The organism is Sphingosinicella sp. SM1-17 (assembly GCF_056821765.1).
In genome coordinates, this window is sequence record NZ_JBPDIO010000001.1 from 1,308,197 (window position 1) to 1,329,183 (window position 20,987).

The window sequence follows — 20,987 nt, forward strand, 5'->3', positions numbered from 1 at the left end:
TCGAATCCTCAGTTGCTGGCCCGCAAAGCTATTGTGTTGAGATTGACGAGCCCGTCAGTATCAGCCGGGGTTTCGAACTCGAACGTTTGCACCATGCCATAGATCTCCACCCGATAGCGGCGACCCGGGAGCAGGTTGGCAATCGCGAAACGGCCGGCAGAATTGGTGAAGAACGGCAATGGATCTCCGGTTGTTTCGCCGAGCAGAGTCACTCGGCCGCCGACCAGCGACACGGGGCGACCGTCCGGCAGCTGGAGCGTGCCGACCGCGCTGACGAAGGCGTCGGTGCCGATTCGATAAGCGTAGCCGCTGCGATAGGGCGGCCGAACCCGGACGACACCCGCGCCTGTGTCGTAACCCGTGGGAGCGTCCTCGACGTCATACTGAACCGACTGCGTGACATAGGAAGTAAGGAAGTTGTTGAGTGCTCCCCCCAGCGCACCGCTGCGCCCGATATAGTCGTTTCTCGCCAGCGACTGCCCGGCGACCACGCTTCGACCACCGAGATTTTCGTGTGGGTAGAGTATCATGAAGCTGTCGCTGATTCGTCGGCCAACGGCGAACTGGCCGTCCGCGATCGCCAAGGTCGTACCCACCCTGATCGTGGTGACATTGAGATCTCCGAAATTGCCGATGCTCCGCCCAAAGCTGGCATGGCTGATGCCTGCGTCGAAGCGATTGCCGACATAATCCGCGAAGGCTTGGCCGGTCACCTGCTCATCCTCGCGAGTCAGAACGCCGCCGAACCCGACGCTGCCGAGTTCATTGAGCCCGGTCTGCGTATAAGACAGCTCCGTAGTTTCGAACGCACTCTCATGGCGCAGCTCGGCACGGCGTCTGTAGCTTGGCTGCCAAACGATCGAGACGCTGAAGCCGAGACCCGATCCGCGAGCAAAGTCCGTGGCGAAATCGGCATAGTCCACGCCGCCCCGAAGGAGCCATCGGTCGGAAATTCGGTAATAGGCCGAGGCGCTCAGCCGATAGCTGTCGCCTGTGCCATTGCGGCCGGCAATGTACGATCCTCCGGCGAGCACCGTGAATCTCGTGTTCACCGAGCGCGAATACTGGCCGCTGATTGACCATTGAGTCGAATTCAGGCCCTGAAAGTTGCCCAGAGTGGCGTAGTTTTCCGAAACGTAATCGGCTCGGACGGTGAGATTGTCGACAAGGCCGGCGCGCTCGATAATCTGGTCATAGGCGAGCCCGACAGAGAAACCGCGGCCGACTGCCTTCGCGTTGCTGACACCAGCGTCAATGAGGACACGGGAGCCGCTTCCGATCAGGAACTGACTTTGTCCGGTGAGGGTCTGGACGGCTTCGCTGGCCTGGAGCCCGATGCCGATGGCTGGTCGATTGAAGAACGCCTTCCGATAGAAGCCCGTGAAAGCCAGCGGTCCACCATATTCAGGAGAGCGGCCGAAAGTTCGGCTGGTGGGACCGAGATAGGCCCCATATTCATAATCGCCGGGATCGAGGTCGATCGGATCGAGATAGGCCTGATAGTTGAGGCTCTGGACCGCCCCCGAGCTGTCCCGGATCTCGATCTGGACGTCGTTGCTTCCGGTAAGCAGCGGAAGCGCACTGAAGTCATAGCTGCCGGCGTCCAGGCGCAGTTCGCGGTACAAGACGCCATTGCGAAGAACGCGGACTGTCGAGTCGCGCGAAAGCACGAGCTGGCGATTGCCCTGAAGAACCGCCGACCGGAAGGCGTTGAACCGCCGGCGTTGGCGGACAACGCCAACGCCGCCCATCTGGATGAAGCTCTGCTGGCCGCGGATTTCCGGAGTGAGATCGCCGAGATAGAAGCGGCGGAAGTGCTGCGGCTGATCATAGACGAGACGAGCATAGTTCCGCTCGAACTTATACTCCTCGCTGGTGAATCCGAGTTGCTGGCCGAATTCTCCGTCGGCTTCGAACACGACGCCTCCCAGCCGAACAGCCCCGTTGAGGTTGACGGTCGGCGGATCCTGCCGCGACGCTTCCCAGAAGTAGCTCTGGAGCAGGTTCAGGTTCAGGTAGGCAGAGAAGCCCGCCGGTTGGAGATCGATGTCCTGCTGGTCGTCCCGCGGAGGGGCGAACAGAAGCTCGACTGCGCGTTGCGAGGGATCGATCCGAAGGACGACAACCGAAAGGCTTGATGAATCATATTCCAGCGCCACTCCGGTCGGCTCGAGATCCTCGGACGAGAATAGCCGCTGGTCGCTGAGTTGGCTCGACAGACGTTCGAAGGCCTCATCATTCAACTGCGTGCGAATCAAGCGCAGGAAGGCCTCGGAATTGACGAGCAGCCGATCGTCGAAGGTCAGCCGTACCTCAATCTCGCCGAGGTTGCGGTTGCGGTAGGTGAGCGGCACCGTCATGTCGATGTCGCGCTCGTAGGGATTGATGTCGGGGCGGCCATGCGGCCCGAGGGGCGGCGACGCCGGGCTGGTGACTTGCTGTTCCGGTGAAGTGGGCGGGAGCGGCCCCCGATCCTCACCTTGCGGCAGCGGAACCTGTGCAGGCGAGCCACCCGTTGCGCCGGGGCGCTCCTGAGAGGGCAGCGGCACGGTCGCCTGCGCAAGCGCAAGAGTCGGTGTCAAAAGGGCGGGAAGTGCCGCCGTACAGAAGAGCCAGCTGCCCCTCACCGCGAGAACGTCACCCTGATCGGCTGCGGTCCGAACAGTTCGTTGGTTGGAAGGATGAAGGTTCGCTGGCCGAGCGCGGGCACATAGCCGGTGCCGATGGTGCGGTTGAGCTCGTCCGGACTGATCTCGAGGCGAACCGTCTGACCCTGTGCATTGGTGCCGATCAGGTGCCAGGTCAGCCCCGCCATCATCGCGTGGCGGCGTCCGGTGTTGCGAAGGATCACCTCGACCCCGGGGCGCTGCGGCTGTTCTTCGCTGGAACCCGGAGGAGGCGCCGGCCGGTAGACGATCGAGCGGGCGCTCTCAGCGGTTACGTTCGGCTCCGCGCCCGGCGGAGCGACGACGACCAGCGCCTTCATGTTGTAGACGATCTGTACCTGGGCACCGACCGAATCTTCCTGTCCCGGCTCGAGCGGAACCGGAAGCTGGGCAACGGACAGATAATAGGCCTGTGAAGCGGCGAGCTCCGGGTTGCCGACCCATTGCACGCGCACAACCTGACGGCCGCCGGTAGGGAGGACGCCTTGCGGCGGGAAGATCAGGAAGTCCTCGTCGGCCGGAGTCTCGCGTGTCGTTCCGTCCTCATTATATTCGAGACGGGTGATCCGGGTCTCGAAGGCAAGGTTCCCCTGATTGAGGTTCTGCACTTCGACCCGCCCTACGGCCTGGCTTCCGCGCGATTCCAGCTCAAGCACCATTGGCGACACGCGCATCGCGTAAGCCACGGTTGCCGCGGCGATCAGCCCAAGGGCGACAATGAAAAAGGCCGTGCGCCGGACGGCGCACCGGAAGTTGCTATACGCGATCATACCCCACCCGCTCTTGGAAGTCGGCGCTTCGGCTATCCGAGGAAAGCTAAGGAAGGGGAAAGATTTCTCTTTCCCCTTCCAGAGTCTTGGAACTTCGGAACTTCGTCCGACTTACTGAGCCGCGAGGGTCAGGGTCAGAGTGTCCGAATAGTTGCCGGCGACGAGTGCATTCGCCGCGACCGGGGCGTTGATCGCCAGGTTCAGGGCCGAACGCCATGCGCCGCTGGTCAGAGCCTCGCTATTGTCATTCTGGGTAACGACGAGGTTCCGCGTACCGCCGGCTCCAACGGTGTTCACCGCAACACCGGTGAACGAAGCCGTGACGCTGTACGGAATGTTCGCCTGGAACTGGGTGTTGTCGTAACCGCCAGCCGCGGCGTTCACCATGCCGCTGGAGCCGTTCGCCTTGCTCAGCGTCAGGGTGTTGTTGAAGTTGCAGCCCGCGGTGGCGCTGTTGACGTTGGCGGTGGCCGGACCGACCATCTCGAAAGCGTCCGACACATTCTCATTGTCGCCGGTGCGGACACCGATGACTCCGAAATTGACGTTGCGCGAGGAGGCGCTGTTGCCGAGATAGAGCGAGCAATCCTTGTTGACGCTGCCATTCAGCTGGAACGTCGTCGTGATCGACGGCGTCGCAGTGACGGTGTCCGCCGGAGCGTCGGCCGTGATGACGTAGCGCGTGCCAACGCCGTTGTTGACACCCCCAATGCCGAAGAAGCCGTTGTCTAAGAGACCAATGGCTACTCTGTCGAGGAATCCTGGATTGACGAAAGTGAATTGGGCGCCGGCGACGTTGTACTCACGACGGTTCGTCTGAGCTTGAGCGGTGCCGGCGACGGCGACCAGAGCAATGGCGGCAACGGCGCCGCGAAGAAGAGTCTTCATATTCTTTCCTCCATTAGCGGCCTCGGGCGGAATTGCCGTAGGCCACGCTTTCAACAACTTGCACTTCAAGATGAGGCGCGCGGGGAGACCCGCCGCCTTACTCAGTTGGGCGTGATCGTTATTTCGATCGTCTCCCCGTACTGGCCGGCCAGAAGACCGGCTTCTCCCGAAGGCCGGCCGAGCGACACGCTCAGTGCGAGCCCGTCCACGGCGATGCCGCCTTCGCTGGAGATGGTGGCGCCGGCCCCCCGGAGCTGGTGGCTCTCGAACGAGCGGGCGACGATGGCGCCCTGAGGACGGCGAATCGGCATGGCGATCCCGATCCGGTAAGGAAGTGAACCGGAATAGGACCCCTGGCCCGAAGGCATCTGACTGTGCGTCAGCCCGCCATTCTGAGCCCGGATGTTCATGCTGAAGGGAATGTTGCAGCTCAGCGAAACCTGCGCTTGAGCGTTCAACCCCGGACGGGTGAGGTCACCGAAGTTCATGTTGCCGATGCTTCCCATCTGGCAACGCTCGGTGATCCTGCCCTGAACGGCGAGCTCGAGTGTTCGCACATTCTCGATATCCGCCGCCTCGGTCGGCGCGGCGACACCTAATGCGGCGCAAGCCGCCAGTCCCCAGCGCATCAGCCTTTCCCCCCAAAATCCCTTTTGCTCGGCTCCCAAAGAGCCGGCTGGATTCATTCGAGGAAAAGCCGGACGCAGCCCGTGACTCGCTCCTCGAAAGTAAACAAAGGGTTAAGGCGATTGCGGGTTCTACTGCATCCCCAATATTGAGGATAAGCTTAGGAACCGGAGGCTTTCGGCTCCTGGTTCCCGTTTCGGCACAGAAAGCCGGCGATTGTTACCCGATTCAAGGCGACGTCTAAACGTTTCCTCAATCGAAGTCCGGTGGTTCAGAAAGGTTAGCGCAGTCTTTGCAAAGCCGGGGAAAATGCCATATCCCGACCCGCCGTGGGCCCCGGTGATTCGGTTAGGTTCCACCGGGGGGTTTTCAAATGCATGCGATTCGGTCGCAGCGCCGCGGCTCGCTGTTGCCGTGCCGGCCGGAAGAAGCCGCGCTGGCCTGGCTGGCTCAGGCAACCCAGCCGATGCTGATGGTCGACGACACTCTGACGATCCGCTGGTCGAACCCCTGCGCCCAGGAGGCGCTGAAGCGGCGCGAAGGGCTGGAGGAACGCTGCGGGATCCTTTCAACGCTTGATCCGTCGCAGCAACTGAAGCTCGAACGCTTCATTCTGGGATGCGAGGAGGTGCTCGCTACCTTGTACCTTACGGCCCCGGAAGGTCGCGATCCCGTCCTCGTGCGGGCGCAGCGCATCGGCTGGACCGCGCCGGTCTATGGCATCTCCTTCAGCCTGCTGGGCGCCACCTTCAAGGTCGAGTATCGCGACCTTGCAACCGCCTTCGGGCTGACCGCGACCGAGCACAAGGTGCTGCTCGCCATGCTCTCCGGCCAGGAGGCCGATGCCCTTGCGGAACGCTATGGCGTGTCGATCGACACGATCCGCTCGCATATTCGCAGCATCTACGCCAAGCTCGACGTCCGCTCGCGCGAGCAGCTTTTCTTCAAGACCCAGCCGTTCAGGATCTAGCACGGGGTCCCAAGTCGCTGCGGAAATGGAGGGCGGCGGCCGCAATTCTCCGCCAATGCTTCCCACCAGCCGCTTCACGCGACAATATGGCCGCGTGCCGAACATTCTCACTCGACCCCGCTTCGCGCCGGCCTGTCCCGTTCCGGCCCCGTCGGCGTTCGCGCGCATCGTTCCGCCGGGAGGAGCAGGCGCTTGATCATCCTCGGCCTCGATCCCGGCCTCGGCTGCACCGGCTGGGGACTGATTGCCGCTGAAGGCAACCGGCTTCGGCACCTCGGCAATGGCCAGGTCCGGACCGATCCGAAACTTGCTCTGCCGGCCCGGCTGGTTCGGCTCGAGGCAGCGCTCGGACAGGTTCTCGACGAACACCGGCCGGAAGCGGCCGCTGTCGAGGAAGTGTTTCTCAACGAGAATCCGCAATCCACGTTGAAGCTCGGACAGGCGAGGGGAGTCGTCCTGCTGGTCGCTGCCCGCCGCGGCATCGAAGTCGGCGAATATGCGCCGCGGCTCGTCAAGAAGGCGGTGGTCGGTGTCGGTGGCGCCGAGAAGTCCCAGGTCCATGCCATGCTGCAGCGGCTGCTGCCGGGCGTGAAGATCGCCGGAGCGGACGCGGCCGATGCTCTCGCGGTTGCGGTCACTCATGCCCACCATCTCGCCAGCCGCCGGACGATCGGAGCCGCGGCATGATCGCCCGGCTGCGCGGACTGCTCGACAGCTTCGGCGCCGATCATGCGGTGATCGACGTTCAGGGCGTCGGCTATCTGGTTTCGGCGTCCAGTCGGACGCTTTCCGGTCTCGGCGCCATCGGAAACGAAGTGGTGCTCCACACCGAAATGCTCGTGTCCGACGATTCGATCCGGCTGGTCGGCTTCTCGACGGCGGCGGAACGCGACTGGTTCAGGCTTCTGACGTCGGTTCAGGGCGTGGGCGCGCGAGTCGCGCTGGCCATTCTTTCCGCTCTGTCAGGCGACGAGCTTCATGGCGCGGTTGCGAGCGGGGACAGCCGCACGATCAGCCGTGCCCAGGGCGTGGGTCCCAAGCTCGCCCAGCGAATCGTCAACGAGCTCAAGGACAAAGCGGGCGGGGTCGCGCTCGGGCCAACGGGCGCCGCCGCCCCCCTTTCGGCCGGCTCCCACGCCCAGGACGCGGTTTCGGCCCTGCAGAATCTCGGCTTCCGGCCCGCCGAAGCCGCCGCCGCCGTGGCCAGAGCGGAGGCCGAACTGGGACCGGAATCAAGCCTCGACGCCCTTGTTCGCGCCGCCCTCAAGAAGGCCGCGCGCTAGGCCCCGACCGACGGGCCACAACCGCCTCTTCAAGCGGCCTTGTCGATGACGGCCCCGACCGCAGCGATCCGTTCCACTTTCCGATAAGCAGACTTCTCCAGTTCCTCGCCGAAAATGTCCGAGTCGATCTCGACATATTCCAGGGTGCAGCCGAGCGCCGGCAGCTCGGCTTGGAGCGTCGCGCGGATCTCGTCACGGCCCTCGACGATCGCGCTTCCGGTATAAAGGATCGCTCGGCCGCCGGGTGCGAGCTTCGCCGCCGCATCCAACGCCCATCGTAGCGACAGCTCACCGCCCAGTCGGCCGCCGCCGGCCCGGTAAGCGGGTCCGTCCTGATCGGCGATGAAGGGCGGGTTCATGATGGCAACGTCGAAGCCTTCTCGAACCTGCTCGAGCCCGTCACTGGTCAGGACCTGCACCGACATCCGGTGATGTGCGGCGTTGACCCGCGCGAGGTCGAGGGCGCTCCTGTTCGTGTCGGCCAGTTCGATTCCTGCTTCGGGCAGAAGGCCACTCGCGACGATACCGCCCACCCCGGCACCTGACCCGACATCGACGAGACGGCGTGCGGAACTGGCTTCGCTCAGGTGACGCTTCAGAAACCGACAGAAACGCACCGAGTCCGGACCGAGGAAGACGCTGTCCTCGCTGTCGGTCGGATAAGCGGAATGGACAAACAAGCGGTCGCAAACGCGCGAGACCCGAACGCGGCTTCGCCACAATCCGCCGTTCCGCTCCACCAGCTCGCCGTCGCGCAGAGTTTCGAACAATTCCCCCGTGAAGACTTGCTCTTCGAACGGCAAGTTCCAGCCGAACACGCCCCGAAGGTCCCGCGCCTTTGCCATGGCCGGTCGAGCGACGACTCGCCGATGCGTCGCGGGCGTCACCGGAGTGAAGGCATAGTCCTGCTCGTCGAGCCACTGGAGCAGGCGAAGCGCAGCGGTCTGCGCGAGGCTGAACGCGGTTACGGCTTGCTCCAAAGTTCTTTGCGATATCGCTGGAAGCAGCGTTCGCCCGCCTGCAACCGGATCAGCGCGCCTTCGGCCATTGCGGTGGCGCGCCGCGGATCTTCAGCGACGAGCGGCGCGATCACTTTTGCATTCCAGTCGGCGCTGTGCCGCAGGTCCAGAGTGGCGTGAAGCTCGAAATAGCGTCGTGCCTTGCCGCCGAGACCGAGCCGCCTCAGCCCGTCCGCGACCGCCCGGCTTCGTCCCGGTGCGGTCAGCTCGATCGCTCCGAGCGCTCCGATCGAATGCCAGGCATAGCGCCGGTTGGTCGCCATCGCCGTCATCGCATTGGCCAGCGCAAGGCTTTCCCAGACCGTGTCATCGATCTTGGGCGCAAGCGCCAGTTCGACGGTCAGCGCCGTCAGCATCGGGCCGTGCATGCCTTTCGGATTGCCGCGGCCCATCTCGTCCCAATAATTGTTCGCCAGTTCCATCTTCGCGGATTCGGGAACCTTGACCTGGGTCATGGCCAGCAGATCCTCGAAGCCCGCTTCCCCGGCCGCCTCCTGGCGAAGGAAATAGCGGAAATCCTCGATGGTGGCCTCCTGCGCCAGCCAGGGGAAGAGCGGATCGCCCTGGCCGGGCCCGACCTGCTTCAGCGCCTCGAACCAGGCGATGAAGTCGTCCACATCGGTGGGCGCTTCGGCCGCCCGGTCCCTGGCGGCGAGGCGCAGCTCCTCGAGGAACGCGCCTTCGAGCCGCTGCATCCGGAAATCCTCCTCCTGCAGTCTCGTCCAGTCGTCGGCAGGGAAAGCGGGCTGCAGCCGCCGGCGGTTCCATGCGGCGAGGCCGCGCTGGAAGGAGTCGTTCAGAAACTGCGACGTGCCTGACGGCGCGTCCGCGAAATATTTGGTCGCCATGGAATACTCTGTTGTGGTGCTCGAAGCGCAGAGCGTTTTCGGCCCCGAATCGTTCCCGCTCAGACGAAAAGTGCGGTCGCTCGGGCGGCATTCTCCGCTTGAACGGGAAACCGCTCCGGTCGGCAAAAACCTGGCCGGCTCAGGGGCCTGTTCCGGCTTGGTCGCTCAGGCGCGATGGCGGGCGGCCACCGCAGCGGCGGTGGAACAGCCCTCGCAGGCGCGCGGCACCCGGCCGGCGTTCAGCGCCTGGCGAAGCTCGGACCGGCGCGACTGGACAAGGGCGGGTTGGTCCAGCGGCCCCAGTGATCCGTCCTTCATGAAGCAGCAGCCAGTAACCTGCCCGTCCCGGCCCAGATAGGCGCCGCGCTCCAGCCAGGGGCAGGAACGGCCATCGAAGCCGGCGAACAGCGAGAAATAGAAGAAATGGTCACGCTTCTGCACGGGCGCTTCGCGAGCGAAAAGCCGGCGCAGCTCCGAAAATTGGACGCGCATCGCGGGCGAAAGCATCTGCGCGGCCATTGCGGGGCGATAGTGCCGCCGATAGGCCGGCATCGTCTGAAGCGGCTGGGCGACGATTCCGCCGTCCAGCCCGAGCTCCGAATACAGACGAAGGAGGTTGGGTGCGGTGGCAAGCGTGTCGGCAAGCACGGTCACCGCGAAACCGACGGCTGGTCCCTTCAACCCAAGCGTTCGGCGTCGGTTAACGAGCCGCTCGATGCCGTTGCGGACCTTGGCGAACGCGCCGCCGCGGATCGACTGGAACTGTTGGGGATCGCTGCTCTCGATGGAGACATGGATCGAGGTGAGGCCGGCGCCGAGCAGGCGCTCGACCCTTTCCGCGCCGAGAAGGCTTCCATTGGTGATCAGTCCGACGCGAATCCCTCGCCCGCGGCAGGCCTCAACCATGTCGAAAAAGCGCGGGTGGAGCATCGGCTCGCCTTCGCCCTGGAGCTCGACGTGGGCGAGGTCCGGATGGGCATCGAGGAAACGCATGAAGCGGTCCCAGTCGAGATCGCCCTGCGGCATCGCCCGTCCGGCGCAGAAACCGCAGGTGAAGTTGCAGCGCGTCGTCGGCTCGATCTGGGCGTGGGTGATCCCGGCCATGGCCGATCATAGCGCCAGCCGCTTCAGCGGGCGAGGCGCCAACGCTCGACAGGTCCGGCGCTTGCGCTAAAGCAGGGTCGTGGACACGGACCGCCTCACCACCCCAGAACGCCGAGCCGAGGATCTGGACGCTGCGCTGCGTCCCAAGTCGCTCGACGAATTTGTCGGCCAGAAGGCCGCACGCGAGAATCTGCGCGTGTTCATCCAAGCCGCCAAGAGCCGAGGCGACGCGCTCGATCATGTCCTCTTCTTCGGGCCGCCGGGGCTGGGCAAGACGACCCTGGCGCAGATCATCGCCCGCGAACTGGGGGTTGGATTCCGGGCTACTTCCGGACCAGTGATCGCCAAGTCGGGCGATCTCGCCGCAATCCTCACCAATCTCGAGGACGGCGACGTCCTGTTCATCGACGAAATCCATCGGCTCAATGCCTCGGTCGAAGAGATCCTTTATCCGGCGATGGAGGATAGGGTGCTCGACCTGATGATCGGGGAAGGCCCGTCGGCGCGCTCCGTCCGGATCGACTTGCCCCGATTCACGCTGGTGGGGGCGACGACCCGCCAGGGCCTGATCACGACTCCGCTTCGCGACCGGTTCGGGATCCCGGTTCGGCTCAGCTTCTATTCGGTCGAGGAACTCGAGCAGGTCGTGCGCCGGGCGGCGCGGCTGCTCGGTCTGGTGCTGACGGAAGATGGCGCCCGAGAGGTGGCGAAGCGGTCGCGCGGAACGCCGCGGATCGCCGGGCGGCTGCTTCGCCGGGTGCGCGACTTCGCTCAATCGGCGGGCGAAGCCGAGGTCGACGCCAGGGTCGCCGACGGAGCCCTCAACCGGATGGAAGTCGATCATCTCGGGCTCGACGCCATGGATCGGCGCTACCTCCACATGATCGCCGACATCTACAAGGGCGGTCCCGTTGGCGTCGAAACGCTTGCCGCGGGACTGTCCGAGCCGCGCGACACGATCGAGGAAGTGATCGAGCCTTATCTGATCCAGCTTGGGCTGATCGCCCGGACGGCACGGGGTCGGTGCCTGAACGGGCCTGGCTGGAAGCATCTAGGGATAACGCCGCCGCGCACCGCGCAATCCGGCCTGTTCGACGCCAAGTGAGCGGAGGGAAAATGAAGAAGTTGCTTGCTTCACTGGTGATGATGCTGTCGCCCGCACCGGTGATGGCGCAGTCCGAAGCGGCGCCGGAGCCGGTCGATTATTCCAGCGAGGCAAGCTGGCTCTGCCTGCCGGGGCGCGCGGACGATGCCTGCGGCGGGCCGCTCCCGACGACGGCGCTGAACGCCAACGGCTACGGTTCGGTCGGTCGGGTCATGCCCGCCGAAAATCCGCCGATCGACTGCTTCTACGTCTATCCGACCATTTCCCGGGATCCCGGCGACAATTCGGATCTGGAGGCGGGAGCCGAGGAACGGGCCGTGACGAGCGTCCAGTTCGCCCGCTTCGCCAGCCTCTGCCGACCCTTCGCGCCCATCTACCGGCAGACGACTCTCGCCGCGCTGATGCGAGCCGTGGCTTCGGGCAGCACCCGTCCCCCGGACAGCCTGGAACTGGCCTATCGCGACGTTCTCGATGCCTGGCGCCACTATCTCCGCCATCACAATCAGGGGCGCCCCTTCGTTCTGATCGGCCATTCCCAGGGAACGCTCCATCTGTCGCGGCTGCTGGCGACGGAGATCGAGGGCAGCGCCGCGGCCGAGCGGATGCTCTCCGCTCTCCTGATCGGCTTCAACGTCGAGGTGCCGCAAGGGCAGCTGACCGGCGGCACCTTTGCTCGCACCCCGCTTTGTACGCGTCCAGGGCAGACCGGCTGCGTCATCACCTACGTGTCGTTCCGGGCTGACTCGCCGCCGCCTGCCCTTTCGATGTTCGGACGGGCACTTGGGCCAGGGATGACGGTGGCGTGCACCAATCCTGCCGCGCTGGGCGGCGGAAGCGCGCCGCTCGACAGCTATTGGTATGCGGGACCGTCGGTCACCAGCACCCAGAGCCAGATCCAATGGTCGTCGCAGGGCGCGCCGCCGACACCCTTCCTGCGCACCGAGGGCCTGGTCAGCGGAGCCTGCGTCAACGAGGGGGCGCTGGGCTATCTCGCCGTCACGGTGGATGCGGATCCCGGCGATTCACGAACGGACGAGATTCCCGGCGATGTCGTGCTTGCGGGCCAGGTGCAACCCGGCTGGGGGCTCCACCTGGCCGACATCAATCTCGCGATGGGCGACCTGCTCAGCGCAATCGAGAGCCAACGCGACGCCTTTCCAAGCGATGGTCGACCTTAACCCAGAATCGGCTCGGTTCGTCCTGCTCGGCGCCCGTGGGGTTCACGCGCCGGAGCGGTGCCGGTAAGCGCGAAGTCGTGCCGGATCGCTTCGACATGCCGTATCAGGGCGCCTTCGTCGGCAGGACCCATCATTTCGCGCTTCGAGTCTATTTCGAGGATACCGATACGGCCGGCATCGTCTATTACGCCAACTATCTGAAGTTCATGGAACGGGCGCGCTCGGACATGCTTCGGCTCGTCGGCGTCGACCAGCGCCAATCGCTGGATTCCGGCGCCGGCGTCTATGTGGTTGCCGAGGCTCACATCCGATATGTTCGGCCTGCCCGGCTCGACGATGCCTTGCTGGTCCTGAGCGAGGTGCGCGAGGTGCGTGCGGCAAGTTGCGTCATTCATCAGCGAGTCATGCGCAGGGATGAAATCCTCGCCGACGCGACGATCCGGGCCGCCTTCATTGCCGATGGGCGGCCGAGAAGGCAGCCGCGCGCCTGGCTGGAACGGTTCAAGCGGCTCACGGAGGAAGGGAAATAGTGGCAGCTCTGGAAATGCACGGCGCGACCGAGAATCTGATGTCGCCCGTCGCCTTGTTCATGCAGGCGGATATCGTCGTGAAAGTGGTGATGGTGGGGCTACTGCTCGCCAGCATCTGGACCTGGGCGATCATCGTCGGACACTGGCTGCGGATGCGCAAGGCGGTTCGCGAGAGCGAGGCCTTCGAACGGGATTTCTGGAAAGCGGGCGATATCGACAGCTTCTACGAATCGCGCGGGCGCGGCGATCTGCCCGCGGCCAAGGTGCTTGCGGCCGGGATCGCCGAATGGCGCCGCTCCACCGCCGGCAAGGCGATCGACAAGGAGGGGACGCGCTCGCGGCTGGCGGTGGCGATGCACTCCGCGGTGGCGGCGGAAACCGACCGGCTGGCGGGCCGGCTCAACATCCTTGCAACCGTCGGCTCGGTGGCGCCGTTTGTCGGCTTGTTCGGTACCGTCTGGGGAATCATGCGGAGCTTCTCCGACATTGCCGGAGCCCAGAATACGAGCCTCGCCGTCGTTGCGCCGGGTATCGCCGAAGCGCTGTTCGCGACGGCGCTCGGCCTGTTCGCCGCCATTCCCGCGGTGATCGCCTACAACCGGTTCAGCCATTCGATCAACCGGTTGGAAGCGCGCCTCCAGCGTTTCGCGGACGGCTTCCACGGAACCTTGAGCCGCGAGCTGGAGGCCGAGGGCTGAGCCATGGCGATGGGTCCAATCCTCGGTCCCGGTCGGCGCGGGCGAAGAACGCCGATGGCGGAGATCAACGTCACCCCGATGGTCGACGTCATGCTGGTGCTGCTGATCATCTTCATGGTGACGGCCCCGCTCCTGGCGACCGGAGTCCAGGTCGACCTTCCGGAAAGCAAGGCCGAGGCGCTCGAGCAGGATCGCGAGCCGATCGCGATCTCGCTCGACCGAAGCGGCGCCGTCTTCGTCGACGATGCCGAGGTCCCCGAAGAGATGCTGGGCGCTCGGCTCCAGTCGATTGCGGCGGCCAGTCGTGAGGAGGGAGGACCCCGGATCTTCCTCAGGGCCGATCGTGGACTGGATTATGGCCGGGTGATGCAGGTGATGGGGGAGATCAATCGCGCCGGATTGAGGCGCGTGGCCCTGGTCAGCATGGCGGCCGACGAGGGGCAGTGATGGATCGGGCGGAGGCGACAGGACTGGGTGTTGCGGTGGCGGGGCACGGGCTGCTGCTCGCCATACTGACTCTTGGCCTGTTCTCCACCTCGAACCCACCGCCGCTCAGCAAGGCGATCGAAGTGTCGTTCGTCGACAATGTCGCCTTGACCTCCGCTTCTCCTGAGCCGTCCGCAGAGCCCGCGGCGCCCGCCGCGGCCGAAGCTCTGGGGCCACCGGAGGAAGCCGCTCCGGAAATGGTCGCAGCCCCTGTGCCCGAACCCGCGCCCGCTCCGTCGACGCAGCGGCAAACAGCGGCGCCAGCCGAGCGGGCTCCGGCGCAGCGCCGGCCGTCAGAGCGCCCCGTCCCGAAGCAAGCCGCTTCGCGGCCCGCGAACAACGACCCGCGACGTCGTCCCGAAACCGCCCGCCGCAACCAGAGCGACGCCACGCGCGGATCGCGGCTTGCCGACCTCGATCTCAGCAATCTCGGCTCGGATGCGAACTCCCGGTCGCGCGGCGCCCCCGCCGCGACGATGAGCGCTCAGGCAGCGGCCGACATCGCCCAGGCGATTGCTCGGCAGGTACAGCCCTGCGCCGACCGGCAGGTCCATCCCGGGCCCGGTGCCGAACGGATCGTCACCCCCGTGATTTTGCGGCTCAACCGCGACGGTTCGCTCGCGGCCCGGCCGCGGGTGGGCCAGCAGCGCGGTCTTGACGACGAAAACCGGCGCTACGCCCAGCGGGTCGCCGACATCGCCGTCGCCGCCTTTGTCGCCTGCTCGCCGCTGCGCGGGCTGCCCCAGGAACTTTATGACGTGCCGAGGGGCTGGAGCAATTTCACCATGAACTATCGACTACCGGGATGAGGAACACGAGCGTGCGCATTTCTTCGCTATTTGCTGCTTTCGCCGCGCTGCTGGTGGGTGCAGCCGGGATCAGCCAGACTCCCCAGGATCAATCGCAACCCGCCGACGATTCTGGACAGCTGGTCGTCGACGTCGTCGGCGGTCAGCGCGCTGCGCTGCCGATCGCCGTTCCCTACATGCCGACCCCGGCGGCGACCGAAACGGCGGCCGGGAATACCGGCGCGTTGGGTCGACAGGTCGCGGAAATCGTCGCCGCCGATCTTCGCAATTCGGGCCTTTTCACGCCGATCGGGCCAAGCGGCCTTCGGCCGGTCAGCTTCCCGCAGGTCACGGCGCCGGACTTTGCCTATTATTCGACGACTGGCGCCCAGAATGTCGTCCAGGGCTTCGTCCAGGCCAATTCCAACGGCTCCTTGACCGTAGGATGCTATCTTTACGACACGGCCGCGCAGACGGAGCTGACTCGCGAAGGCTTTGTCGTTCAGCCGCGCGACTGGCGACGGGCCGCTCATCGCTGCGCCGACACCATCTTCTCGCGGCTCACCGGCGAAGGCGCCTATTTCGACACTCGGATCGTCTATGTCTCCGAAACCGGACCGGCTCGTCGTCGGATCAAGCGGCTCGCCATCATGGATTATGACGGGGCGAACCATCGGTTCCTGACCAATGGCCAGTGGACGGTGCTGACTCCGCGCTTCGCTCCGAACCAGCAGACGATCGTCTTCATGACCTACCAGGACGATCGGCCGCGAGTGATGCTGTACGAGCTCGACTCGGGACAGACCCGGCCGCTCGTCCAGCAGCCTTACATGACCTTTGCTCCGCGTTATTCGCCGGACAGCCGCTACATCATCTTCTCCATGGCGGTGAACGGCAACACCGACATCTACCGGGCCCCGGTGAGCGGCGGGACTCCGGTTCGGCTGACCAACGCGCCCGGAATCGACACCGGCGGTTCCTATTCTCCGGACGGAAGCCGGATCGTGTTCGAGAGCGACCGAAGCGGCAGCCAGCAACTCTACGTGATGAACGCTGACGGTTCGAACCAGCGCCGGATCAGCTTCGGCGGAGGCGGCTATGCCACCCCGGTCTGGAGTCCGCGCGGCGACCTCATCGCCTTCACCCGGACCAGCGGTTTCCGGATCGGCGTGATGGCGCCGGACGGTTCGGGCGAGCGCATCCTGACCGGCGGCGGCGCCGAGGGGCCGAGCTGGGCGCCGAACGGACGCGCGATCATGTACACGCGCGGGCTCGGCTCTGGACAGCTCTGGTATGTCGATGTCGCCAGCGGCACGACCCGCCGAGTGCCGACCCCGCTCGGCGGCTCCGATCCCGCCTGGTCGCCGCTGCGGCCGTGAACCTGTCCACAAGAGATCTGCAACGGAGGACTGAATGAACGCGAAGATGATCAGCATGGTGGCGATCGCTGCCGCCCTCATGACCGCCGGCTGTGCGCGCCGAACCCGCGAGCTTCCGCCGGAGCCGCCGAGCTCGAACGTGCCTTCGGACCCTTATGGCGATCAGTCCGGACAGGTCGGCCAGGCGGCGGTGCCGGGCTCGCGCGCAGACTTCCTTCAGACCGTCCCGTCCGATCGGGTTCTGTTCGAGCTCGATTCCTATTCGCTGGACGCCCAGGATCGCGCCATTCTCGATGCGCAGGCGGCCTGGCTCAATCGCTATCCCAACGTCCGGGTCACCATTGAAGGCCATGCCGACGAGCGTGGAACGCGCGAATATAATCTGGCGCTCGGCGACCGCAGGGCCAATGCGGCGCGCGACTATCTTCAGTCGCGCGGCGTGGCGGCCAACCGGATGCAGGTGATCAGCTGGGGCAAGGAGCGCCCGGCGGTGGAAGGCTCCAACGAGTCCGCCTGGGCGCAGAACCGGCGGGCCGTCACCGTCCTTCCTGAATGATCAGGCGAGCGCCTCGTCCAGCATCCGGGCGAGGCGCAAGCCGCCGCGAGCGATCTGGCGGCGGACGATCGGGATCAGCCGCCTTGTCATCTCTTCGGTGATGACGGGCGTCTCGGCCGCCGCCGCGCCGCACGGATCGCCGAGCAGGCTCCCATAAGCGGCTTCGCGCGACGTTTCCCAGCTCTCCCGAGCCCAGTCGCTGACGGAGCCTTCGCGCATCGCGAACCGCTCCCCTCCATCGAGCTCCGACAGGATCCCTGCGGCTGCGGCCGGAGGCGTCGAGATTCCCCGTTCCGCGAGATAGCCGTCCCAGACGAGGTGGAGGTTCTTTGGAATCAAGCCGTAGAAGACGGCCTGCCGATTGCCGCCGAGATCCGCCTTGTCGCCGACGTGGAGCGGCTGGTGGAGGTCACCGACGAGGTGGACGAGGAAGGCTAGAGCCATGATCCGCTCGCGAACCGGAAGCGTGCGGTCGGCGAGCAAGCGGGCGTTGCGTTCGATCTGCGCCGTCACGCAATTGCCGTCGGCGCAGGCGCTCCGGGGATCGAAGGGGCGGCAGATGTTGATGTTCTGATAATGCCAGGTCGACGCATAGCTGAACCGATCGTCCAGCCTCTTTATGCAATCGGCCCAGACGCTGGCTTCCTCGATCGTCCGGGCCGGACAGGTCGGCGTTTCCAGCAGATGAGAGCGGGCGAGAAGCCGTCTCAACCGGGCGCGGGTCTCCGGCCGGGCATTGTCCTCCGCTATCCGGGCGATCGTCTGGTGCCCATAGTCCCACCAGGCCGCCGCCGGAGCCGGGGCAAGCAGGGTCGCCAAGAAGAGGCAGAGTCGGCGCAGCACGGCGGGCCAGGGATCAGGAGCCGCTGTTTCCGGAATCGGGCCGGCTTTCGTCACCATAGATGGCGACCGAGCGGCCTTCGGGCGAAGCCTGTCCGCGATACATTCCCGGCGTGTTGAAGCTGTAGACGCCTTCGCCGCGCGGCGTGACGACGATCACCCCGCCGGTTCCTCCCAGCGCCCGGACTTCGGCCATCACCGCGTCGGCGGCCGACTGCGCCGTGTCACCCTGGCGGATCCGGGCGCAGATTTCGTGAGCCACTCCGACCCGGATGAAATATTCACCCGCTCCCGTGGCGGAGACGGCGCAGGCCCGGTCATCGGCATAGGTGCCGGCGCCGATGATCGGCGAATCGCCGATCCGGCCCCAGCGCTTGCCGGTGAGGCCGCCGGTGGAGGTGGCGGCGGCGACATGGCCATGGCTGTCGAGCGCCACGGCGCCGACGGTGCCATATTTCAGGTCTTCGTCGAAATATTCGGCGCTCGGGCGGGAGCGAAGCTCCTCGAGCTGGCGCCGCCGCTCGGGAGTCTGGAAATATTCGGGCGGCGCCTGCTCCAGACCCTGCAAACGGGAGAATTCGTCGGCCCCTTCGCGGCTGAGGAAGACATGGGGGCTGTCTTCCATCACGGCCCGTGCGAGACGGATCGGATTGCGAGTCGCGGTGACTCCGGTCACCGCGCCGGCGGCGCGATTGCGCCCATCCATGATCGAGGCGTCCATCTCGATCGTTCCCTGGTAGGTGAAAACCGACCCGCGGCCGGCGTTGAAGTTCGGATCGTCCTCGAGCACCCGGGCCGTCGCTTCAACCGCGTCCAGCGCATTGCCCCCGCCGGCGAGCACTGCCGATCCGGCCTCGAGCGCCCGGTCGAGCGCCGCCCTGATCTCCCGATCCTGGTCCGGCGTGAGCCGGTCGCGCTCGATCACTCCGGCTCCGCCATGGATGACCAGTCGCCAGCTGGGTCTCTCTCCACTGGAGGCGGGCTCGGCGGCTTGAGCGGCGGGATTCATCAGCAAGGCTCCAATCAGCAGCGGCAGGAAACGCATGGCATCCTCTCCTTCTCCGCGCGGCCCAATAGCAGATCGTCGATGGGCCGCCAGCGCGAGCCGCCCCACCTGGCGACGATTCTGCTTGCGGATCACGACATGATGTAATTATGATATCACCATTCCTAGGGAGGGACTTCATGGCTGACACCAACGACCTTGCGGCTGTTCACGCACTGAGACTTTCGCGCGAGCGTCCCGCGCAGACCCAGAGCGGCTACCCCATGCTGCTCATCCTGCTGCCTCTGTTGGCGGGGATCGGCGCCGGCCTCGCCTGGCTGCCCGAAGGCGGCAATGTCGCGGCGCTGGCGCTGCTGATCGTTTCCGGTGCCGGATTCATTTTCGTTTCGGCAGGCTTCTATTTCCTTCAGCCGAACCAGGCCGCCGCGATCCTGCTGTTCGGCGACTATCGGGGGACCGACCGCACAACCGGGCTGCGCTGGCGCCTGCCCTGGCTCACCCGCACGAAGATCTCCACGCGCATCCACAACATGACTTCCGACAAGCTCAAGGTGAACGATCTTCGAGGCAATCCGATCGAGATTGCCGCCAACGTTGTCTGGCGGGTCACCGATACCGCCCAAGCGCTGTTCGACGTCGACAATTATCAGGAGTTCGTCGAGATTCAGATCGAGAGCGCGGTCCGGGCGATTGCCGGCCGATATCCCTATGACGATATCGAACATCAGGAAACGACCCTGCGCGGCGACGCGGACATCGTGAACCGGGAGCTGGAACAGGAGCTTCAGGATCGCGTTGCCAGGGCCGGGATCAGCATCGACGAATCGCGACTGACTCACCTCGCCTATGCGCAGGAGATCGCCCAGGCGATGCTTCGCCGCCAGCAGGCCGAAGCCGTCATCGCCGCTCGGGCGAAGCTGGTGCTCGGTGCCGTCAGCATGGTCGAGACCGCGCTGCAGATGCTGTCGGAGAAGGATGTCGTCCATCTCGACGACGAGCGCCGCGCGGCGATGGTCTCCAACCTGATGGTTGTGCTCTGTTCCGAGCGCGACACTCAGCCCGTCGTCAATGCGGGGTCATTGTATCAGTAGATCCGAAAAATCCATGCCTGCGCCGCCGCCGAAAAAGGCCTTCCCGCTCCGCATCGAGCCTGCCCTGTGGGACGCGCTCGAGCGGAGTGCGGCGGCGGACTTTCGGAGCGTGAACGCGCAAATCGAGGTCTTGCTTCGTGAGGCGCTTGGGCGACGGGGAATCAGAGTGGCTCCACCCGAGGAACGAAAGCGGGGAAGGCCTGCCAAGGAGGAGAGATAGCGGTGTTTGAGGCATTCCATGCACGCAGGGTCCATAAGGTTTTCCTGATGGCGCTGTTCGCCACCCTCCTGACCGGAGGCGTTGCGCTCAGTCTCGCCCAATAGTCACCGGCCGCTCGGCAAGAAGGCGACGCAGGGCGGAAACTTCCGCAGCCAGTGCCTTCAACTCGGCGCTGCCGGCGACCTCGCCGGCAGCCGATTCGGCATCACGGCCGATGAAGAAGCTGGCGAACGCGGCCGCAATGTAGCCGAGCACCGCCAGGCCGTAGGCCGATAACAGCAGCGTCAGGACTCGCCCTTCGAGCGTAGCCGGCCAGAAATCGGTGCCCATCGTCGCAACGATCATTCCGGTCCACCAAAGGGCGTCGGCATAGGAGGTAAAGCCCCCCTCCACCTCCGTGGCCGGCTCGAAATTGAGCATTCCGGCAGCGCCCAGTCCCACGACCAGCGCCGTCAGTCCGGTGAGATAGCCAAAGCCGCGGCGCCGCAAGGTCGCTTTGAGTGCGTTCATCGAACGGTTGGCCGTGCCGACGATCCGCACCAGCCTGGCGCCTCTCAGAGCGCGCGCCGCCCGGAGAAAGGCCAGGCCGCGGAAAATCCTCAGCGCCGGCACCAGCAGCGAGATCGCAACCAGCCAGTTGCGCCTGAGGAAGGTCCCCTTTTCGGGTGCGAGCACGAAGCGAAGCGCGAACTCTCCGAGGAAGACGATCCAAATGGCAGTCCCGAACACTTCCAGCGCCTGGTCGCCGCCCAGCACAAGCTCCCACAGAACGACGGCAAGCCAGAGAAGGGAAAGAAGAAGCATTGGCGTACGCAGCCACTCGTCGAGCTGTTCGAGTGCCTGCCACCTCTCCTCCCTGTCCTTAGCCGCTTCGGTCATGCTTGCCTCCCATGCCAACGCGGCGCGCCTTTCATGACGGCCGCTGCGTCTCTATA

Annotated in this window: 23 protein-coding genes; 13 read left to right on the forward strand and 10 right to left on the reverse strand. The window is 65.3% G+C overall.

Annotated elements, in window-relative coordinates; genetic code table 11:
• Positions 1 to 8: 8 nt before the first annotated feature.
• From ACRYLT_RS06600 to ACRYLT_RS06615, 4 genes are all read right to left on the reverse strand, one after another.
• The gene (locus tag ACRYLT_RS06600) at positions 9 to 2,627 is read right to left on the reverse strand and encodes a fimbria/pilus outer membrane usher protein (protein WP_482663303.1); all 2,619 of its coding nucleotides are present in this window, start codon (positions 2,625 to 2,627) and stop codon (positions 9 to 11) included.
• Positions 2,624 to 3,436, reverse strand: a complete 813-nt coding sequence (locus ACRYLT_RS06605) for a fimbrial biogenesis chaperone (protein ID WP_482663304.1) — start codon at positions 3,434 to 3,436, stop codon at positions 2,624 to 2,626. The genes ACRYLT_RS06600 and ACRYLT_RS06605 overlap by 4 nt, the downstream gene beginning before the upstream one ends.
• 111 nt (positions 3,437 to 3,547) lie before the next feature.
• Positions 3,548 to 4,324, reverse strand: a complete 777-nt coding sequence (locus ACRYLT_RS06610; protein ID WP_482663305.1) for a hypothetical protein — start codon at positions 4,322 to 4,324, stop codon at positions 3,548 to 3,550.
• Between the two features lie 101 nt (positions 4,325 to 4,425).
• A complete protein-coding gene (locus ACRYLT_RS06615; RefSeq protein ID WP_482663306.1) occupies positions 4,426 to 4,953 on the reverse strand; it encodes a hypothetical protein in 528 nt (175 codons plus the stop codon).
• Positions 4,954 to 5,324: 371 nt separating this feature from the next.
• On the opposite strand from ACRYLT_RS06615, the gene ACRYLT_RS06620 reads away from it, so the two are divergent.
• From ACRYLT_RS06620 to ruvA, 3 genes are all read left to right on the forward strand, one after another.
• On the forward strand, positions 5,325 to 5,921 hold the full coding sequence (locus ACRYLT_RS06620) for a helix-turn-helix transcriptional regulator (protein WP_482663307.1): 597 nt from the start codon (positions 5,325 to 5,327) through the stop codon (positions 5,919 to 5,921).
• Between the two features lie 192 nt (positions 5,922 to 6,113).
• Positions 6,114 to 6,608 (forward strand): crossover junction endodeoxyribonuclease RuvC, encoded by a 495-nt coding sequence (gene ruvC / locus ACRYLT_RS06625; RefSeq protein WP_482663308.1) that lies wholly within the window; start codon positions 6,114 to 6,116, stop codon positions 6,606 to 6,608.
• Positions 6,605 to 7,204, forward strand: a complete 600-nt coding sequence (gene ruvA / locus ACRYLT_RS06630) for a Holliday junction branch migration protein RuvA (RefSeq protein WP_482663309.1) — start codon at positions 6,605 to 6,607, stop codon at positions 7,202 to 7,204. Before ruvC ends, ruvA begins: the two co-directional genes overlap by 4 nt.
• 29 nt (positions 7,205 to 7,233) lie before the next feature.
• Here the strand turns inward: ruvA and ACRYLT_RS06635 are convergent, their stop codons facing one another.
• The 3 genes from ACRYLT_RS06635 to ACRYLT_RS06645 form a co-directional block, all read right to left on the reverse strand.
• Positions 7,234 to 8,184: a methyltransferase gene (locus ACRYLT_RS06635; RefSeq protein WP_482663310.1), complete on the reverse strand. Its 951-nt coding sequence runs from the start codon at positions 8,182 to 8,184 to the stop codon at positions 7,234 to 7,236.
• Entirely contained in the window at positions 8,169 to 9,071 is a 903-nt protein-coding gene (locus ACRYLT_RS06640) for an iron-containing redox enzyme family protein (RefSeq protein ID WP_482663311.1), read from the reverse strand. Before ACRYLT_RS06640 ends, ACRYLT_RS06635 begins: the two co-directional genes overlap by 16 nt.
• A gap of 165 nt (positions 9,072 to 9,236) precedes the next feature.
• Positions 9,237 to 10,175, reverse strand: coding sequence for a radical SAM protein (locus ACRYLT_RS06645; protein WP_482663312.1), 939 nt, complete (start codon positions 10,173 to 10,175; stop codon positions 9,237 to 9,239).
• A 79-nt stretch (positions 10,176 to 10,254) separates the two neighbouring features.
• Here ACRYLT_RS06645 and ruvB point away from each other — a divergent pair, with 79 nt between their 5' ends.
• From ruvB to pal, 8 genes are all read left to right on the forward strand, one after another.
• Entirely contained in the window at positions 10,255 to 11,280 is a 1,026-nt protein-coding gene (gene ruvB / locus ACRYLT_RS06650; RefSeq protein ID WP_482663313.1) for a Holliday junction branch migration DNA helicase RuvB, read from the forward strand.
• A gap of 11 nt (positions 11,281 to 11,291) precedes the next feature.
• Entirely contained in the window at positions 11,292 to 12,458 is a 1,167-nt protein-coding gene (locus ACRYLT_RS06655; protein WP_482663314.1) for a DUF3089 domain-containing protein, read from the forward strand.
• A gap of 95 nt (positions 12,459 to 12,553) precedes the next feature.
• Positions 12,554 to 12,988, forward strand: a complete 435-nt coding sequence (ybgC, locus tag ACRYLT_RS06660) for a tol-pal system-associated acyl-CoA thioesterase (RefSeq protein WP_482665409.1) — start codon at positions 12,554 to 12,556, stop codon at positions 12,986 to 12,988.
• A gap of 14 nt (positions 12,989 to 13,002) precedes the next feature.
• Positions 13,003 to 13,686, forward strand: a complete 684-nt coding sequence (gene tolQ / locus ACRYLT_RS06665; protein WP_482665410.1) for a protein TolQ — start codon at positions 13,003 to 13,005, stop codon at positions 13,684 to 13,686.
• Positions 13,687 to 13,689: 3 nt separating this feature from the next.
• On the forward strand, positions 13,690 to 14,133 hold the full coding sequence (tolR, locus tag ACRYLT_RS06670; protein ID WP_482663315.1) for a protein TolR: 444 nt from the start codon (positions 13,690 to 13,692) through the stop codon (positions 14,131 to 14,133).
• Entirely contained in the window at positions 14,133 to 14,981 is an 849-nt protein-coding gene (locus tag ACRYLT_RS06675; RefSeq protein ID WP_482663316.1) for a cell envelope biogenesis protein TolA, read from the forward strand. Before tolR ends, ACRYLT_RS06675 begins: the two co-directional genes overlap by 1 nt.
• 17 nt (positions 14,982 to 14,998) lie before the next feature.
• Positions 14,999 to 16,339 carry a Tol-Pal system beta propeller repeat protein TolB gene (gene tolB, locus ACRYLT_RS06680; RefSeq protein ID WP_482665411.1) on the forward strand — a complete coding sequence of 447 codons (1,341 nt, stop codon included), beginning with the start codon at positions 14,999 to 15,001 and terminating at the stop codon, positions 16,337 to 16,339.
• A gap of 34 nt (positions 16,340 to 16,373) precedes the next feature.
• Entirely contained in the window at positions 16,374 to 16,895 is a 522-nt protein-coding gene (gene pal / locus ACRYLT_RS06685; protein ID WP_482663317.1) for a peptidoglycan-associated lipoprotein Pal, read from the forward strand.
• Here the strand turns inward: pal and ACRYLT_RS06690 are convergent, their stop codons facing one another.
• Together ACRYLT_RS06690 and ACRYLT_RS06695 are read right to left on the reverse strand one after the other, a co-directional pair.
• Positions 16,896 to 17,735 (reverse strand): S1/P1 nuclease, encoded by an 840-nt coding sequence (locus ACRYLT_RS06690; RefSeq protein ID WP_482665412.1) that lies wholly within the window; start codon positions 17,733 to 17,735, stop codon positions 16,896 to 16,898. It abuts the gene before it with no gap.
• A 16-nt stretch (positions 17,736 to 17,751) separates the two neighbouring features.
• Positions 17,752 to 18,744 (reverse strand): isoaspartyl peptidase/L-asparaginase family protein, encoded by a 993-nt coding sequence (locus ACRYLT_RS06695; protein WP_482665413.1) that lies wholly within the window; start codon positions 18,742 to 18,744, stop codon positions 17,752 to 17,754.
• Between the two features lie 176 nt (positions 18,745 to 18,920).
• On the opposite strand from ACRYLT_RS06695, the gene ACRYLT_RS06700 reads away from it, so the two are divergent.
• Together ACRYLT_RS06700 and ACRYLT_RS06705 are read left to right on the forward strand one after the other, a co-directional pair.
• Positions 18,921 to 19,832 (forward strand): SPFH domain-containing protein, encoded by a 912-nt coding sequence (locus ACRYLT_RS06700; protein WP_482663318.1) that lies wholly within the window; start codon positions 18,921 to 18,923, stop codon positions 19,830 to 19,832.
• Between the two features lie 13 nt (positions 19,833 to 19,845).
• The gene (locus ACRYLT_RS06705) at positions 19,846 to 20,052 is read left to right on the forward strand and encodes a type II toxin-antitoxin system antitoxin (RefSeq protein ID WP_482663319.1); all 207 of its coding nucleotides are present in this window, start codon (positions 19,846 to 19,848) and stop codon (positions 20,050 to 20,052) included.
• 87 nt (positions 20,053 to 20,139) lie between these two features.
• Here ACRYLT_RS06705 and ACRYLT_RS06710 read toward each other — a convergent pair whose 3' ends face one another.
• Positions 20,140 to 20,931, reverse strand: coding sequence for an ion transporter (locus ACRYLT_RS06710; RefSeq protein ID WP_482663320.1), 792 nt, complete (start codon positions 20,929 to 20,931; stop codon positions 20,140 to 20,142).
• Positions 20,932 to 20,987 lie beyond the last annotated feature (56 nt).

Excerpts from the sequence above, each read along its gene's own strand:
- ACRYLT_RS06605 (WP_482663304.1), bottom strand. The coding sequence starts at position 3,436 with ATGATCGCGTATAGCAACTTCCGGTGCGCCGTCCGGCGCACGGCCTTT.
- ACRYLT_RS06610 (WP_482663305.1), bottom strand. The coding sequence starts at position 4,324 with ATGAAGACTCTTCTTCGCGGCGCCGTTGCCGCCATTGCTCTGGTCGCC.
- ACRYLT_RS06615 (WP_482663306.1), bottom strand. The coding sequence starts at position 4,953 with ATGCGCTGGGGACTGGCGGCTTGCGCCGCATTAGGTGTCGCCGCGCCG.
- ACRYLT_RS06620 (WP_482663307.1), top strand. The coding sequence starts at position 5,325 with ATGCATGCGATTCGGTCGCAGCGCCGCGGCTCGCTGTTGCCGTGCCGG.
- ruvA (WP_482663309.1), top strand. The coding sequence starts at position 6,605 with ATGATCGCCCGGCTGCGCGGACTGCTCGACAGCTTCGGCGCCGATCAT.
- ACRYLT_RS06640 (WP_482663311.1), bottom strand. The coding sequence starts at position 9,071 with ATGGCGACCAAATATTTCGCGGACGCGCCGTCAGGCACGTCGCAGTTT.
- ACRYLT_RS06645 (WP_482663312.1), bottom strand. The coding sequence starts at position 10,175 with ATGGCCGGGATCACCCACGCCCAGATCGAGCCGACGACGCGCTGCAAC.
- ACRYLT_RS06655 (WP_482663314.1), top strand. The coding sequence starts at position 11,292 with ATGAAGAAGTTGCTTGCTTCACTGGTGATGATGCTGTCGCCCGCACCG.
- ybgC (WP_482665409.1), top strand. The coding sequence starts at position 12,554 with ATGCCGTATCAGGGCGCCTTCGTCGGCAGGACCCATCATTTCGCGCTT.
- tolQ (WP_482665410.1), top strand. The coding sequence starts at position 13,003 with ATGCACGGCGCGACCGAGAATCTGATGTCGCCCGTCGCCTTGTTCATG.
- tolR (WP_482663315.1), top strand. The coding sequence starts at position 13,690 with ATGGCGATGGGTCCAATCCTCGGTCCCGGTCGGCGCGGGCGAAGAACG.
- ACRYLT_RS06675 (WP_482663316.1), top strand. The coding sequence starts at position 14,133 with ATGGATCGGGCGGAGGCGACAGGACTGGGTGTTGCGGTGGCGGGGCAC.
- pal (WP_482663317.1), top strand. The coding sequence starts at position 16,374 with ATGAACGCGAAGATGATCAGCATGGTGGCGATCGCTGCCGCCCTCATG.
- ACRYLT_RS06695 (WP_482665413.1), bottom strand. The coding sequence starts at position 18,744 with ATGAATCCCGCCGCTCAAGCCGCCGAGCCCGCCTCCAGTGGAGAGAGA.
- ACRYLT_RS06700 (WP_482663318.1), top strand. The coding sequence starts at position 18,921 with ATGGCTGACACCAACGACCTTGCGGCTGTTCACGCACTGAGACTTTCG.
- ACRYLT_RS06705 (WP_482663319.1), top strand. The coding sequence starts at position 19,846 with ATGCCTGCGCCGCCGCCGAAAAAGGCCTTCCCGCTCCGCATCGAGCCT.
- ACRYLT_RS06710 (WP_482663320.1), bottom strand. The coding sequence starts at position 20,931 with ATGACCGAAGCGGCTAAGGACAGGGAGGAGAGGTGGCAGGCACTCGAA.